The 13,628-nt window shown below is 58.7% G+C and carries 14 protein-coding genes; 3 read left to right on the forward strand and 11 right to left on the reverse strand.

Features of this window, described 5'->3' with window-relative positions; all coding sequences use genetic code 11:
* The first annotated feature begins 7 nt into the window (after positions 1 to 7).
* Both K3754_RS00125 and K3754_RS00130 read left to right on the forward strand, forming a co-directional pair.
* Entirely contained in the window at positions 8 to 1,000 is a 993-nt protein-coding gene (locus K3754_RS00125) for a P1 family peptidase (RefSeq protein ID WP_259939692.1), read from the forward strand.
* Positions 993 to 1,802, forward strand: a complete 810-nt coding sequence (locus K3754_RS00130; RefSeq protein WP_259939694.1) for an alpha/beta fold hydrolase — start codon at positions 993 to 995, stop codon at positions 1,800 to 1,802. Before K3754_RS00125 ends, K3754_RS00130 begins: the two co-directional genes overlap by 8 nt.
* Here K3754_RS00130 and maiA read toward each other — a convergent pair.
* From maiA to K3754_RS00155, 5 genes are all read right to left on the reverse strand, one after another.
* Positions 1,784 to 2,431, reverse strand: coding sequence for a maleylacetoacetate isomerase (gene maiA / locus K3754_RS00135; protein ID WP_203209598.1), 648 nt, complete (start codon positions 2,429 to 2,431; stop codon positions 1,784 to 1,786). The genes K3754_RS00130 and maiA overlap by 19 nt on opposite strands.
* A complete protein-coding gene (locus K3754_RS00140; RefSeq protein WP_259939697.1) occupies positions 2,428 to 3,120 on the reverse strand; it encodes a fumarylacetoacetate hydrolase family protein in 693 nt (230 codons plus the stop codon). The genes maiA and K3754_RS00140 overlap by 4 nt, the downstream gene beginning before the upstream one ends.
* 82 nt (positions 3,121 to 3,202) lie before the next feature.
* Complete coding sequence (gene cueR, locus K3754_RS00145; protein WP_203209596.1) at positions 3,203 to 3,592, reverse strand: Cu(I)-responsive transcriptional regulator; 390 nt, start codon at positions 3,590 to 3,592, stop codon at positions 3,203 to 3,205.
* Positions 3,589 to 6,042: a heavy metal translocating P-type ATPase gene (locus K3754_RS00150; protein WP_259939699.1), complete on the reverse strand. Its 2,454-nt coding sequence runs from the start codon at positions 6,040 to 6,042 to the stop codon at positions 3,589 to 3,591. The genes cueR and K3754_RS00150 overlap by 4 nt, the downstream gene beginning before the upstream one ends.
* Positions 6,043 to 6,118: 76 nt before the next feature.
* Positions 6,119 to 7,144: a pyridoxal-phosphate dependent enzyme gene (locus K3754_RS00155; protein WP_259939712.1), complete on the reverse strand. Its 1,026-nt coding sequence runs from the start codon at positions 7,142 to 7,144 to the stop codon at positions 6,119 to 6,121.
* A gap of 202 nt (positions 7,145 to 7,346) precedes the next feature.
* Between K3754_RS00155 and K3754_RS00160 the strand changes: the two genes are divergently transcribed.
* Positions 7,347 to 8,801 carry a mannose-1-phosphate guanylyltransferase/mannose-6-phosphate isomerase gene (locus K3754_RS00160; protein WP_259939715.1) on the forward strand — a complete coding sequence of 485 codons (1,455 nt, stop codon included), beginning with the start codon at positions 7,347 to 7,349 and terminating at the stop codon, positions 8,799 to 8,801.
* A gap of 74 nt (positions 8,802 to 8,875) precedes the next feature.
* On the opposite strand, the gene rfbA is transcribed toward K3754_RS00160, so the two are convergent.
* The 6 genes from rfbA to K3754_RS00190 form a co-directional block, all read right to left on the reverse strand.
* On the reverse strand, positions 8,876 to 9,748 hold the full coding sequence (gene rfbA / locus K3754_RS00165) for a glucose-1-phosphate thymidylyltransferase RfbA (protein ID WP_259939718.1): 873 nt from the start codon (positions 9,746 to 9,748) through the stop codon (positions 8,876 to 8,878).
* Positions 9,745 to 10,596 (reverse strand): dTDP-4-dehydrorhamnose reductase, encoded by an 852-nt coding sequence (gene rfbD / locus K3754_RS00170; protein WP_259939722.1) that lies wholly within the window; start codon positions 10,594 to 10,596, stop codon positions 9,745 to 9,747. The genes rfbA and rfbD overlap by 4 nt, the downstream gene beginning before the upstream one ends.
* A 6-nt stretch (positions 10,597 to 10,602) precedes the next feature.
* Positions 10,603 to 11,643, reverse strand: coding sequence for a dTDP-glucose 4,6-dehydratase (rfbB, locus tag K3754_RS00175; RefSeq protein ID WP_259939724.1), 1,041 nt, complete (start codon positions 11,641 to 11,643; stop codon positions 10,603 to 10,605).
* Entirely contained in the window at positions 11,640 to 12,200 is a 561-nt protein-coding gene (gene rfbC, locus K3754_RS00180) for a dTDP-4-dehydrorhamnose 3,5-epimerase (protein ID WP_259939726.1), read from the reverse strand. Before rfbC ends, rfbB begins: the two co-directional genes overlap by 4 nt.
* A 93-nt stretch (positions 12,201 to 12,293) precedes the next feature.
* Positions 12,294 to 12,443, reverse strand: coding sequence for a hypothetical protein (locus K3754_RS00185; protein ID WP_203209588.1), 150 nt, complete (start codon positions 12,441 to 12,443; stop codon positions 12,294 to 12,296).
* A 1-nt stretch (position 12,444) separates the two neighbouring features.
* Positions 12,445 to 13,437, reverse strand: a complete 993-nt coding sequence (locus K3754_RS00190) for a DUF2793 domain-containing protein (RefSeq protein WP_259939729.1) — start codon at positions 13,435 to 13,437, stop codon at positions 12,445 to 12,447.
* Positions 13,438 to 13,628: the final 191 nt, after the last annotated feature.

Genomic DNA, 13,628 nt, shown 5'->3' on the forward strand with positions numbered 1-13,628 from the left:
CATTTCCATGAAACCCGGTCCCAAGAACCTGATCACCGATGTTGCCGGTCTCTTGGTTGGCAACGCGCAGGACGATGTCCTGAAATCCGGGACAACGGTTGTCACGGCCACCGAACCTTTTGTGGCCTCTGTGCATGTGATGGGCGGCGCACCCGGATCACGGGAAACGGATCTGCTGGCCCCAGACAAATCCGTGACAGAGGTTGAGGCGCTGGTGCTTTCGGGCGGGTCGGCCTACGGGCTTGATGCCTGTTCCGGTGTGGTTGACGGGTTGAGGGCACAGGGGCGCGGGTTTCAGGTGCGCGGCGCGGTGATCCCGCTTGTGCCGGGGGCGATCTTGTTTGATCTGCTCAATGGCGGTGAAAAAGACTGGACCGAGAACCCCTACCGCGCCCTTGGCCGCGCGGCGTTTGAAGATGCCTCGGCTGATTTTATGCTGGGCAGTTTTGGCGCAGGCACGGGCGCATTGACGGCGATGGTCAAAGGCGGGCTTGGCTCGGCTTCGTTGGTTTTGCCAGATGGCAGCACAGTCGGGGCGCTCGTTGCGGCCAACCCTGTTGGCGCGGTGACCACACCCGGCGACAAACACTTTTTCGCGGCCCCATTTGAAATCGGGGACGAGTTTGGCGCACAGGGCGTTGATCCTGCAACTGGTCTGGGTCTGCAATTGGACAGCCGCAAGATGCAGGCCGTGTCACCACGTGAGAACACCACCATCGCCATCATTGCAACCGATGCCCCCCTGACCAAGGCACAATGCCAGCGGGTCGCCGTCGCTGCCCACGATGGAATTGCCCGCGCGACCGTTCCGGCCCATACACCCCATGACGGCGATCTGGTCTTTGCCCTGAGCACTGGCACCGGCCCTGCGGTGCCTGACACCACGTTGATTGGCCATGCCGCTGCGCAATGCCTGGCCCGTGCCATTGCCCGCGCCGCCTATAAAGCGACGCCCGCCGATGGCGATCTTTTGCCCTGTTGGAGTACACTCAATGCCTGATCTGGCCCTCGATGATATCACCCTGCACTATGAAATCGATGGCAGCGGTCCTCCGATCTTGCTGCTGGCCGGGATGATGGGCGACAATGCCAGCTGGGGCGCTCTGCTCCGGCTCTTGACACCGCATTTTACGGTCATTCGCCCCGACAACCGCACCACTGGCCAGACCACCCCTTGGGATGCCCCGGTGAGCGTAGGACAAATGGCCGAAGATGCCGCCGCGCTGATGCGGCATTTGGGTCATGAGCGTTATCACGTCACCGGGCATTCGATGGGCGGACTGATGGCGATGGAATTGTCCGGCCTCGTGGGCGATGCAATGGCCTCGCTGACCATACTGGCCTCTGCGCCCGTTCGGATCCCGCGCACGATGCATGTCTTTGATACCTTGCTGGCCATTCGCCGCGCCGAGGGGGGCGAAACCCTTTGGCTCAATGCCCTTTACCCTTGGGCGTTCCGGCCTGCATTTTTCGAGAATCCGCAAAATGCCAAAATGGCGGTCGAGGCGGCGCTGGCCTATCCCCATGCCCAGACCGTCGATGCCATGGCGCATCAGATCGAAGCCTTACGCAACTTCCGCCCGCGTACCCGCGCAGGGGACATCAAAACACCAACACAGGTGATTTTTGCCGCCGAGGATCTGATGATCCCCGAGGCGGAAGGGCGCCAAGCCTTCGCCGCCATCGAGGGGGTTTCACAGATCACCCTGCCCGATGCAGGCCATTCCATCCATTGGGACGCGCCGGAAGCCGTGGCAGAGCGGGTCATTGCCCATGCGCAGGCTTACACCGCGTCAGGCTGATTGGCAGGCGCAGCTTGCGCCAAGGCTGGCACCTCCATGCAGGCCTCATGGATGCGCCTGATCGTCGGGTAGGGCTTCATATCGACCTCAAACCGCGCGTTGTTAAGGACTTGAGCGTAGAGGCACAGATCGGCCAGACCAACCGTGTCACCATGGCAGAACGTGCCGGTCTCCGGTTCTGCCGCCAGCCGTGTTTCAAGCGCCTGCATGCCCGCGCTCGCCCATTTGCGAAACCACGCCGCCTTGCCCGTTGCATCCACGCCAAATTCGGCTTCGAGATGTTTGAGAATACGCAGATTGTTCACTGGATGAATGTCCAATGCGACGATCTGCGCTAGGCTGCGCACCCGCGCCCGCGCCCAAGGATCAGATGGCAGCAACGGCGGTTCTGGATATACCTCCTCCAGCCATTCCAAAATTGCCAAGGATTGCGGCAATGCCCCCTCCGGTGTGACCAATGTGGGCACCAAACCTGACGGATTTAGCGCCAGATGTTCGGGACTGGCTTGTTCTCCCTTGAGCAGGGACAGCGGAATATAATCATAGCTCAGCCCCTTGAGATTCAGCGCCGCCCGCACCCGCACAGAGGTCGAGGACCGGAAGTAATTGTGCAATGCCAGATCCGTCATGCGCGATCTCCGATCTTGACTTCTAGGGTTCCGATGCCATCCACACCGCCGGTGATCACATCGCCGGGGGCAACCGGGCCAACGCCCGCCGGGGTGCCTGTCATGATCAGATCACCGGGGGCCAGTGTCATCGCCCGCGACAGGATCGCAACGGTTTCGCGCACCGACCAGATCAGATCGGACAAATCCGCATCCTGCCGGATCTCACCGTTCACGGACAGCCATATGCGCCCGGTTTCAACACTTGGGACATCCGCGATAGGCTTGATCGCAGAAATCGGCGCGGAGTTGTCAAAGGCTTTGCCCCAATCCCACGGGCGGCCCATCTTTTTCGCTTCGCCCTGTAGGTCGCGGCGGGTCATATCAAGGCCAACGGCTGCGCCCCAAACATGAGTCATCACATCCGCCTCGGCAATGTCAGATCCGCCTTTGCCCAGCGCAATCACCAGCTCGATCTCGTGATGCAAATCCTCGGTCAATTTTGGGTATGGCAGGGTGAAGGGTGTGTCGACTGCGGCATCGGCTGGTTTCGTGAAAAAGAACGGCGCTTCCCGCGTTGGGTCTTTGCCCATCTCGCGGGCATGTGCCTCATAATTCCGGCCCACACAGAAAATCCGCCGCACCGGAAACCGGTCATCGGTGCTTTGCACCGCGAGGCTGGCCTGTTTCGGCGGGTTGATCACATACATCGGCTGTTCCTTTCGCAAACCCTGCGAGATGCAGGCCGCGCCACCTAAACGCAGGTCACATAAAACCTCAATGCCGGGCGGCTCAGGTTGGGGCGGCCAGGTCCTGTAGAATGGGGCAATCGGGGCGATGATCCCCCGCGCAGGCTTCTACCAGATGCCCAAGGGTGTCACGCATCGCTGACAGCTCGGCCAGTTTGCGATCGATCTCTTTGAGGTGTTCTTTGGCGATCTGTTTCACATCTGCGCTGGCGCGGCCCTTGTCGTCGTAGAGGGCAAGCAGACTGCGACAGCTTTCCACCGGAAAACCCAGCGATCTGGCGCGGGCCAGAAACGCAAGCTTGTGCTGGTCCGTGTCACTGAACACACGGTATCCGTTGCTTTGCCGTTTGGGGCTGACCAATCCGATATCTTCGTAATAGCGGATGGTTTTTACAGGCAGACCCGTGGCTGCCCCAACCTCTTTGATGTTCATGTGACCCCTCCTGCACGTCTGAGCCGCAGTGCATTTGTCAGCACAAAGACCGATGAAAACGCCATCGCCCCGGCCGCCATCGCCGGCGACAAAAGCATTCCGAACGCAGGGTATAGCAGACCCGCGGCAACCGGAATCAACAAGATGTTATAGCCAAAAGCCCAAACCAGATTTTGCCGGATATTGCGCAGGGTCAGACGTGAGATGTCAAATGCGGCAACCACTCCGTCAAGCGTGCCGGACATCAACACAACATCCGCCGTTTCAATGGCCACATCGGTGCCGGTTCCGATGGCGATTCCCACATCCGCATGGGCCAGGACCGGCGCATCATTGATCCCATCACCGACAAAAGCCACCCGCCGGTCCGGGCCGCCAAGACCGTCCAGCGCAGTGATTTTACCCTCTGGCAGTACCTCGGCGATCACCTTGTCGATGCCCAGCGCCCGCGCGACGGCTTGTCCTGTCTGCTCGCCATCCCCAGTGATCATGGCAACCTCGATCCCGCGAGCCTTGAGGGCCGCAATCGCATCACGGCTTTCGGCCTTGATCGGATCGGACACCGCAATCAGCGCCATCGCGCGGCTCTCTTGCGCGGCGAAAAAGACCGTCTTACCATCCTCGGCCAAGGCTGCCGCCTCGCCTTGGAGTTCGGATATATCTATCCCGGCATCGGCCATCATCGCCGCGTTGCCGATACGGATCAGATCACCAGCAACCCGCGCCGTGACACCCTGACCGGACAATGCGGCGAAGTCTTCGGCCACGAGGACCGGCACGCCTTCGGCTTGCGCCGCTGATACAACCGCACGGGCGACCGGATGTTCTGACAAAGCCTCCACCGCCGCGATTTGGGACAACACGGCAGCGCGATCAAACCCCGCTGCGATGTCCAAGGCGGTCAGGCTGGGCCGCCCTTCGGTCAGTGTACCGGTCTTGTCGAAGGCAACCACGTCCACCCCACTGAGCGATTGCAAGGCATCCCCTTGCCGAAACAACACGCCAAGCTGTGCCGCCCGCCCTGTGCCGACCATGATCGAGGTGGGTGTGGCGAGCCCCATCGCGCAGGGGCAGGCAATAATCAACACCGAAACCCCTGCAACCAGGGCATGTGACACCACCGGTGCGGGCCCAAAGACGAGCCAGACCAACACCGTCAGCAAAGCAATCAGAAGAACAGCAGGGACAAACCACAGCGTCACCCGATCCACAAGCGCCTGGATCGGCAGGCGGGCATTCTGGGCCTGCTGCACCATCCGGATGATCTGCGACAGGGTTGTGTCTTGTCCGGTACGCGTCACCTCGCACGTCAGGCTACCGTTGCCATTGATGGTGCCACCTGTCAGCGGATCACCGGGCGATTTGACCACTGGCATCGGTTCACCGGTGATCATGCTTTCATCCACACTGCCAGTGCCGGATTTCACTTTTGCGTCGATGGCGATCCGCTCTCCGGGGCGGGTGCGGAAAATGTCACCGGGGCGCAGATCCTCGATGGCTGTTTCAACCCAGTCCGCACCAGATTTGACCATGGCGGTGCGCGGTTGCAAGCCAACCAGTTTTTGGATCGCACTGCCGGTCTGGCCCTTGGCGCGCGCCTCAAACCAGCGGCCAAGAAGGATCAGCGCCACAATCACCGCCGCCGCTTCGAAATATACAACTCGGCTGTCCTGCGGCAGCAAAGCGGGCAGAAACAGCGCCACGGTCGAATAGCTCCAAGCCGCGCCAGCGCCCAGCGCGACGAGGCTGTCCATGTTGGGCGCCCGGCGCAACAAGGCCCGCCCGCCCTTCACAAAGAACGCCCGCCCCGGACCAACCAGAACCAGCGACGTGAGGATAAACTGAATGATCCAGCTGGTCTGGTGCCCGATGGTGCGCCCGATGAGGTGGTGCAAAGCTGGCACCATATGCCCGCCCATTTCCAGAATGAAAACCGGAAGCGCGAGGCACATCGCAAGGATCATTGCACGTTTATGGGTCTGCGCCTCTTCGGCCTTGGTTGCGGCGCGGTCTGGCATCTGGCCCTGTTCAAGGATTGTTCCGGGATAGCCTGCCTTTTGGGACGCAGTGATCAGTTCGGCTGTGCTGACAATGCCAGGGACATAGCGCACCAATGCTGTTTCGTCGGCCAGATTGACCTGCGCCTCAACCACACCCGGAACAGCTTTCAACGCGCGGTCCAACCGTCCAACGCAAGAGGCACAGGACATGCCAGTGATCGCCAAGGTCACGGTCTGGTCAGCAGCCGGATATCCGGCGGCACCCAAAGCCGCGATCGCGTCTGCTTTGGCCCGGTCATCACGGGCCGAGAAATGGGCAGTTTCGTCTGCCAGATTGACGGTGACCGCATCAATCCCTTCTACGGATTCAAGCGCGCGCGCCGCGCGGCCGACACAGCCCCCGCAGGACATATTCATCACCGAGATCGAGATTTTTGGCGCCTGCGACATGGCCCTGCTCCTTGACTGACAGCCCAGACATAAGGGTTCCAGTCACTAGAAGGTCAAGAGGCAACTGCCGACGCTCTCAGATTTCCATCAATGCGCCGTAGTGGTCCATTCCGCGCAACAACTGTGCCTGATAGGTCGCTGCATCAATATTGGCACCGCACACCACCACACCGACCCGCTTTGCCTGCAATCTTTTGCGCAATGGCCCAAGCAGCCCTGCCATCGCGGCCCCGGCTGCGGGCTCCACGGCCAGTTTCGCCTCTTGTTGCAGTGCGACCATACCCGCGCAGATCTGATCATCGGTGACGCGCACCATATCATCCACATAGGCCGCACAGAGGGCGTGGCCCAGGGGCAATGCCATGGGCGGGCCAAGGCTGTCCGCGATGGTATCAACCTTGTCCAAGGTCACAGGCCGGCCCGCTGCCAAGGACCGCGACATGCTGTCGGCGCCGGACGGCTCCACGCCAAAAACCATGCAATCGGGCTTGTGCAACTTGACCGCCGCCGCGATGCCGCTGATCAAACCACCACCGCCCACAGATACGACGACTGCGTCCAGATCGGGCATGTCCGTGATGAGTTCATAGCCGACCCCGGCCGTGCCAAGCGCGGTATTCACCCCTTCGAACGGGTGAATAAAGGTCCGGCCCTCTTCTGCAGAAAGGCGTTCTGCTTCTGCGAATGTGGGCGCTCCGGGCGCACGCAGTATCACTTCGGCGCCTTCGGCCTCGGCCCGGGCGATCCGGAAGGGGTTTGCGTTGTCTTGCATCACCACTTTCGCAGATAGGCCCGTCACGCGTGCCGCCCATGCCGCGGCAATGGCATGGTTGCCCGCACTGGCCGCTGTGATCCCCGCCACTTTGTCTGATTCTGGGATTGCCAGAGCATTGGAAAGCGCACCCCGCGCCTTGAAGGTTCCGGTGTGTTGAAAACACTCAAGCTTGAGCGCGACATGGCCGCCGCCCATCACATGACCGATCAAGCGAGATGAAAGTTCAATCGCCGGAGTGTGGGCAATATGTGCCCGCAGTTGTTCTGTCCGCTGGCGAATACGATCTGCCGTGATCTCGCTGATATCCACGGTGGTGTCTGCTCCCATGTCCTGTCCTTTATGGTTTTGCACCCAAACCGGGCCTTCGCTGGTCTCTTTCACGAACATGGCCGTGCCCAAAAAAACCGGCAAGGCTCTGCTTGTCTTTGCTAATGTCGCTTGAAACTTGGTAAACTGCTAGCCTAACAGGCAATTGATTTATCCGGTTGCCTTGCAACCCAGGCAAGACGGCAGGCAAAAAGGACAACCGATGGCAGCGAACAACATCACCCCTGTTATTCTTTGTGGGGGATCAGGCACCCGGCTTTGGCCCGTTTCACGCAAAAGTTTTCCAAAGCAGTTTATCAATCTGATCGGCGACGGAAGCCTGTTTCAACAATCCAGTGCACGCCTGTCCGGGGCTGGATTTAACGCGCCGCTGATCGTGACCAACTCCGATTTCCGGTTTATCGCGACGCAGCAGCTGGGCGATGCGGGAATTGACCCCGGTGCCGTTCTGATCGAACCGGAGGCCCGCAACACCGCCCCGGCCCTGTTGGCCGCGGCGCTGGTTCTGGCCCAGGACAATCCGCAAGGTCTGATGCTGGCTGCTCCCTCAGATCACTACATTACGCAGGCCGATGCATTTCGCGATAGCATCAAACGTGGCTTGGACGCCGCAAGTGCAGGTCAGATCGTGACCTTTGGCATTGCGCCTGACCGCGCTGAAACCGGCTATGGTTATCTTGAGTTGGGCGAAGGCGGGCAAAACGGGGCTTTGCCACTCAAACGGTTTGTCGAGAAACCGGAACTGGCCGAAGCAAAGCGAATGTTGGCCGATGGTGGCTACCTGTGGAACGCGGGCATTTTCATGTACACCGCACAAACCCTGATTGATGCCTTCGCCGCCCATGCACCGGAGATGATGGCGCATGTCACGGCATCTGTTGAAGCAGCCAAACCAGACCTTGGTTTTCTGCGCCTTGACCCTGATGCATGGGCCAAGTGTGAGGACATTTCCGTCGATTTTGCGATCATGGAGAAGGTCAGCAACCTGTCCGTTGTGGCACATGAGGGCGACTGGTCCGATCTGGGCGGCTGGAGCGCGGTGCATCTGCATGCCAAATCGGATGAAAATGGCGTCGCAACGCAGGGTGCTGCACTGGCAGTAGATTGTGCCAATACGCTGCTGCGGTCGGAAAACGATGCACAGCGACTGGTGGGGCTTGGCCTTGAAAACATCGTTGCCGTTGCAATGCCCGATGCCGTTTTGGTGGCAGACCGGAATTGCGTCGCTGATCTGGGCACCGTGGTCAAGCAAATGCGCAGCGCCAACATACCGCAAGCCGATACCTTCCCCAAGGATCACCGCCCATGGGGGTTCTTTGAATCGCTGATCGTTGGTGAGGGGTTTCAGGTCAAACGGATTGTTGTGACCCCCGGCGCAGCGCTGAGCCTGCAGAGCCACAAACACCGGTCTGAGCATTGGATCGTCGTTGTCGGCACTGCCAAGGTGACGGTTGGCCCGGATATGGACAACCTGGAAGTCAAAATGATCAACGCCAATGAATCAGTTTATATTCCATTGGGTGCGATCCACCGCATGGAGAATCCCGGCGACATTCCGATGGAGCTGATCGAGGTGCAGACAGGTGATTATCTGGGCGAAGATGACATCATCCGATATGAAGATGTCTATGCCCGTGGGCAGGGCGCCAAAGGGTAACACACCTCTGAAATTCGGGTGCATTTGACGCGCTTCCATTGATGCCAAAGCATATGGTTTGGGGAGACTTGATCTTAATCGGTCAGATCTTTGAGATAGGCACCATATTCGTTTTTCTCGAACATCTCTGCGCGTTTGGCCAGTTCATCATCGCTGATCCAGCCCTGGTCATGTGCGATCTCTTCGAGGCTACCGGTTTGGAGCCCCTGTCGCTGTGTCAGGGTCCGCACAAAGTTCCCCGCATCAAGCAGGCTGGCATGTGTGCCCGTATCAAGCCAGGCATAGCCGCGTCCCATGCGGTTGACCCGCAGTTGGCCCTTCTTGAGATACATTTCCAGCAAGGTGGTGATCTCAAGTTCGCCACGCGCAGAAGGTGTGACCTCTCGTGCCAATCGCGGCGCATCCGCATCCAGGAAATAGAGGCCGGTCACAGCATAATTTGACGGGGGTACATCCGGTTTCTCAATGATCTGGCGGGCGGTGCCGTCTGCATCAAACCCAACCACGCCATAGCGTTCCGGATCCGCCACGTGATAACCAAAAACCGTGCCACCACTTTCCTGTGCATCGGCGTCCGCCAGCAATTCGGGCAACCCATGCCCAAAAAAGATGTTGTCCCCAAGCACCATGGCAGAGGGGGCTCCATCCAGAAAATCCTCCGCCAGGATATAGGCCTGCGCCAGACCATCTGGAGATGGTTGCACGATATAGGTCAGGGAAATGCCCCATTGGCTGCCATCGCCAAGGCTGCGCTGAAACTGGGCTTGATCCTGCGGGGTGGTGATCATCGCGATTTCGCGGATACCTGCCAGCATCAGAACCGAAATCGGGTAATAAATCATCGGTTTGTCATAGATCGGCAAAAGCTGTTTCGAAATCCCGATGGTGATCGGATAAAGCCGTGTGCCAGATCCACCCGCCAGAATAATGCCTTTGCGCTGTGTCATTTGGATGCTCCGAGATCTTTGAGAATTTGGGTGAGGCTCGCGTGCCACTGTGGGCGTTCAATGCCGAAGGTCTTGTTTGTTGTGCTGCAGTCCAATCGCGAGTTGAGAGGGCGTTTGGCGGGCGTTGGATAGTCGGATGATGGAATGTCGTGCACTGTGCAATTCAATTCGGCCTCATCAAAAATGGCGCGGGCAAAATCTGCCCAACTGCAATCGGGCGCTCCGGCGAAATGATAGGTGCCGGTCTTGTCTGGGGCATCTATCAATTGCAGGGCAATCCGGTGACAGGCGGCCGCAATATCCGCCGCTGCGGTCGGGCCACCGATCTGATCGGCCACCACATTGAGGCTGCCCCGCTCTGCCCCGAGGCGCAGCATTGTCTTGACGAAGTTTGCCCCATGGGCCGAAACCACCCATGAGGTGCGCAGAATGGCGTGAGTACAGCCCGCATCGCGCACGGCTGTTTCTCCGGCCAGTTTGCTGCGCCCATAAGCGCCCAAAGGCGCGGTCGCATCATCAGGCTGCCACGGTGTCTCGCCATCCCCTGCAAACACATAATCAGTTGAAATGTGCACCAAAGGGATGCCCAAATCGGCACAGGCGCGGGCCATTGCGCCGGGTGCCGTGGCGTTGACCAAGGTTGCTTGTGCTTCGTCTGACTCGGCTGCATCCACCGCAGTATATGCGGCGGCGTTGATCACTGCGGCGGGCTGGTGAAACCGGATCGCTTCGGCGCAAGCCATCGGATCGGTCAAATCCGCCGCATCCCGGCCAAGGCAGAGAGTTTCTGGCAATTTCGCCAGCTCACGCGCTACTTGCCCGGATTTGCCAAACACAAGGATCGCCATCTCCCGCTAACCCTTATTGCCCAAACGAACGCCTACACCATCGCGACCTTGCAAAGCCCGCCACCAGTCTTCGTTGTCCAGATACCACTGCACAGTCTTTTCCAGTCCTTCGGTCAGTGTCACAGAGGGCCGCCAACCTAATTCATCACGAATGCGCGCCGGATCAATGGCGTAACGCAGATCATGCCCCGCGCGGTCTTCCACAAATGTGATCTGATCGGCATAGCTGCCCGTCTTGGGCCGCTTTTCATCAAGGATCGTGCAGATAGAGCGCACCAGATCAATGTTGCGGGCCTCGTTCTCGCCACCGATGTTGTAGCTGCGACCCAACGCGCCTTTTTCCATCACCAGCAAAAGCGCATCTGCGTGGTCTTCGACAAACAGCCAATCGCGCACGTTCTCGCCCTTGCCGTAGACCGGAATGTCCTTGCCCGCCAAGGCGTTCAGGATCACCACAGGCACCAGTTTTTCAGGGAAATGGTAGGGGCCGTAATTGTTGGAACAATTGGTCAAGACAACGGGCAAGCCATATGTCTCATGCCAGGCCCGCACCAGATGGTCGCTTGAGGCCTTCGAGGCCGAGTAAGGCGAGCGCGGATCATAAGGGGTGTCTTCGGTGAACATGCCTGTCGCGCCGAGGCTTCCGAACACTTCATCAGTGGAAATGTGGTGAAACCGGAAATCTTCGGGCTTGCCGGAGCCCGCCCAATAGCTGCGTGCCGCTTCAAGCATGTTGTAGGTGCCGGTGATGTTGGTCTCGATAAAATCACCCGGCCCATCAATGGATCGATCCACATGGGATTCTGCCGCCAAATGCATCACGCATTGCGGCTTATGCGCGGCAAACACCCAATCCAGCGCAGCCCTGTCACGGATATCTACATGTTCGAAGGAATAGAGCGGGTTATCAGACACAGGCGCGAGGTTTTCCAAACAGCCCGCATAGGTCAGCGCATCGAGATTGATCACCTCATGCCCGCGCGAGATCGCCAACCGCACCACTGCCGACCCGATAAACCCTGCACCGCCTGTGACCAGTATCTTCATGTTGCGCCCTCAAAGGTGAAGGGACTGTCAAAGTCTGAAAAACCCTGCGCCTTGCTGTCTTTTTCTGACAGGATCGCATCGCCGCTCAGCCCCCAGTCAATCGCGATATCAGGGTCATCAAAGCGCACCGCACCGTCACATTCGGGCGCGTAATAATCGCTGCATTTATAGATAATTTCGGTGTCAGCTGCCCTTGTCGCAAATCCATGCAAAAACCCTGCGGGGATCAAAAGCTGCAACCCGTTTTCAGCGGTCAGATCATAACCAACCCATTGCCCATAGGTCGCGCTGCCTTTGCGCACGTCAACCGCAACGTCAAACAATGCCCCGCGTCCGCAACGAACAAGCTTTGCCTGTGCATGTGGCGGCGATTGAAAATGTAGCCCGCGCACTGTGTTCACCGCAGAGGATAGCGAATGATTGTCCTGCACAAAATCCAGATCAATCCCATGGTCTGCCATCTTGCGGCGGTTCCAGCTTTCGCTAAAAAATCCACGCTCATCGCCAAACCTCGGTGGGCTTAGCAACAGCACGCCGGAAAGTTTGGTCTGGGTCACAAAATCCACGCAATCGCTCCGTCACTTTTGGTCATCATGGGCGTAGCAAGCACCCGACCGAAAGTCACGGAACGATTGAGAAACGCGGTGTTTCTATTCTTGGCTGTCGCTTTCAAGAATCTCTTTGAGAATATCTTCATCGCTCAGATGCGCGGGCACCCTGATCCGTCCGACCCCCGGCAAGACAGTTTCACGGTACGCGATCTCGGAGACGATCTTTTTCTGTTTTGGTCGCTTTGCCATATTACTTTCCCATTGTCGCAAGGGTGAAGAGCCGGTTGCTGCCGACCCGGTTTTCGATAAACATTTTTGGCACGGCACCGGTGGTATCGATGGACAGGCTGATCTCTCCATCCGGGCCGGTGGTTCCGGTCAACGGCCCTGTCAGATAGTTGATGCTGCCTGCCGGATTGGCGAACATTTCCCCAAAGTTGGTCGCGTTCACCAAGGTGCCCGTCACTGCAAACAGGTAAAACCGTGCAGCGATATTGATGCTCAGCCACATCAGGATCCGCGATGGGTTTGACCAGGGGATATCAAAAGACCACGCTGTATCGTCCAGAATGAACACATCCTCGAAAAACTGCTGGCCGCTGTTGATCTGCACGGCGCCAGATGAGCTTTCAATGCTCAACCCAGTGTGAAACGTGCTGCCGTCCGGGCTGACCTTGATCGAGAAATCGTCATTGCCTGCGGTCCCCATTTCCGCACGTCCCGAGAACCCGGTTTGAAACAGCAGACTGGCGGTATCTGCCGCAGAGTCTTTGTTGAGTTTCAACTGATGGCCACCGCCATCATGGGTGAGCAATGTCGCATCCGCCGCGACTGACAGACGATTGGTTGCATTGGCCGTCGTCCCGACCCCGACCATCGGGAGGTTCTGAAAATCCAGCGCTGGAATGGCATCAACCCAGAGCGCCCCATCAAAGCGCAATTGCGTTCCAGTGGTGGCCAAATCTGCGCGCCACCCTGTTCGCGGGGTAAAAAAGACCCATGCCGCATCGGCCCAGACCGCTATCGCATGGTCCTGTCCCGCCCATGCCCCCGTCGCGGAGGCACCAACAAGATACCGGTCTCCCTGTGCAGGGCCGGCGGGCGGTGCCGTTAAACCCGCATCAAGCACGGCAAGCTGCGTCACCGCATCCAGAATGCGCAGCGCCTCATTGTGGGTGACGTGTTTTTGCGCCTGCGCCGGTTGGATATAGGGCAGGGACAAAATCGGAGATTGCTCTGACATGGACGCTCCTTCTGGGTTGCCAAAACGTGAATGCAGCGGACCCTGTTGCAGTCCTGTAAACAATTTCTGCGGCGTCGGTCTGTTGCCGCGAATTTGAGGCAACAGCAGGCCTTTAAACTTCGCTGGAAAAACCAAAAGATTGCCACAATCGCGGCCCCGCAGAATCCGGTTTTGCCTGCCATCCAAACCTG

Source organism: Sulfitobacter sp. M368 (assembly GCF_025141875.1).
GTDB classification, from domain to species: domain Bacteria; phylum Pseudomonadota; class Alphaproteobacteria; order Rhodobacterales; family Rhodobacteraceae; genus Sulfitobacter; species Sulfitobacter mediterraneus_A.

Excerpts from the sequence above, each read along its gene's own strand:
- K3754_RS00125 (WP_259939692.1), top strand. The coding sequence starts at position 8 with ATGAAACCCGGTCCCAAGAACCTGATCACCGATGTTGCCGGTCTCTTG.
- K3754_RS00130 (WP_259939694.1), top strand. The coding sequence starts at position 993 with ATGCCTGATCTGGCCCTCGATGATATCACCCTGCACTATGAAATCGAT.
- maiA (WP_203209598.1), bottom strand. The coding sequence starts at position 2,431 with ATGACGGATCTGGCATTGCACAATTACTTCCGGTCCTCGACCTCTGTG.
- K3754_RS00140 (WP_259939697.1), bottom strand. The coding sequence starts at position 3,120 with ATGTATGTGATCAACCCGCCGAAACAGGCCAGCCTCGCGGTGCAAAGC.
- cueR (WP_203209596.1), bottom strand. The coding sequence starts at position 3,592 with ATGAACATCAAAGAGGTTGGGGCAGCCACGGGTCTGCCTGTAAAAACC.
- K3754_RS00150 (WP_259939699.1), bottom strand. The coding sequence starts at position 6,042 with ATGTCGCAGGCGCCAAAAATCTCGATCTCGGTGATGAATATGTCCTGC.
- K3754_RS00155 (WP_259939712.1), bottom strand. The coding sequence starts at position 7,144 with ATGGGAGCAGACACCACCGTGGATATCAGCGAGATCACGGCAGATCGT.
- K3754_RS00160 (WP_259939715.1), top strand. The coding sequence starts at position 7,347 with ATGGCAGCGAACAACATCACCCCTGTTATTCTTTGTGGGGGATCAGGC.
- rfbA (WP_259939718.1), bottom strand. The coding sequence starts at position 9,748 with ATGACACAGCGCAAAGGCATTATTCTGGCGGGTGGATCTGGCACACGG.
- rfbD (WP_259939722.1), bottom strand. The coding sequence starts at position 10,596 with ATGGCGATCCTTGTGTTTGGCAAATCCGGGCAAGTAGCGCGTGAGCTG.
- rfbB (WP_259939724.1), bottom strand. The coding sequence starts at position 11,643 with ATGAAGATACTGGTCACAGGCGGTGCAGGGTTTATCGGGTCGGCAGTG.
- K3754_RS00185 (WP_203209588.1), bottom strand. The coding sequence starts at position 12,443 with ATGGCAAAGCGACCAAAACAGAAAAAGATCGTCTCCGAGATCGCGTAC.
- K3754_RS00190 (WP_259939729.1), bottom strand. The coding sequence starts at position 13,437 with ATGTCAGAGCAATCTCCGATTTTGTCCCTGCCCTATATCCAACCGGCG.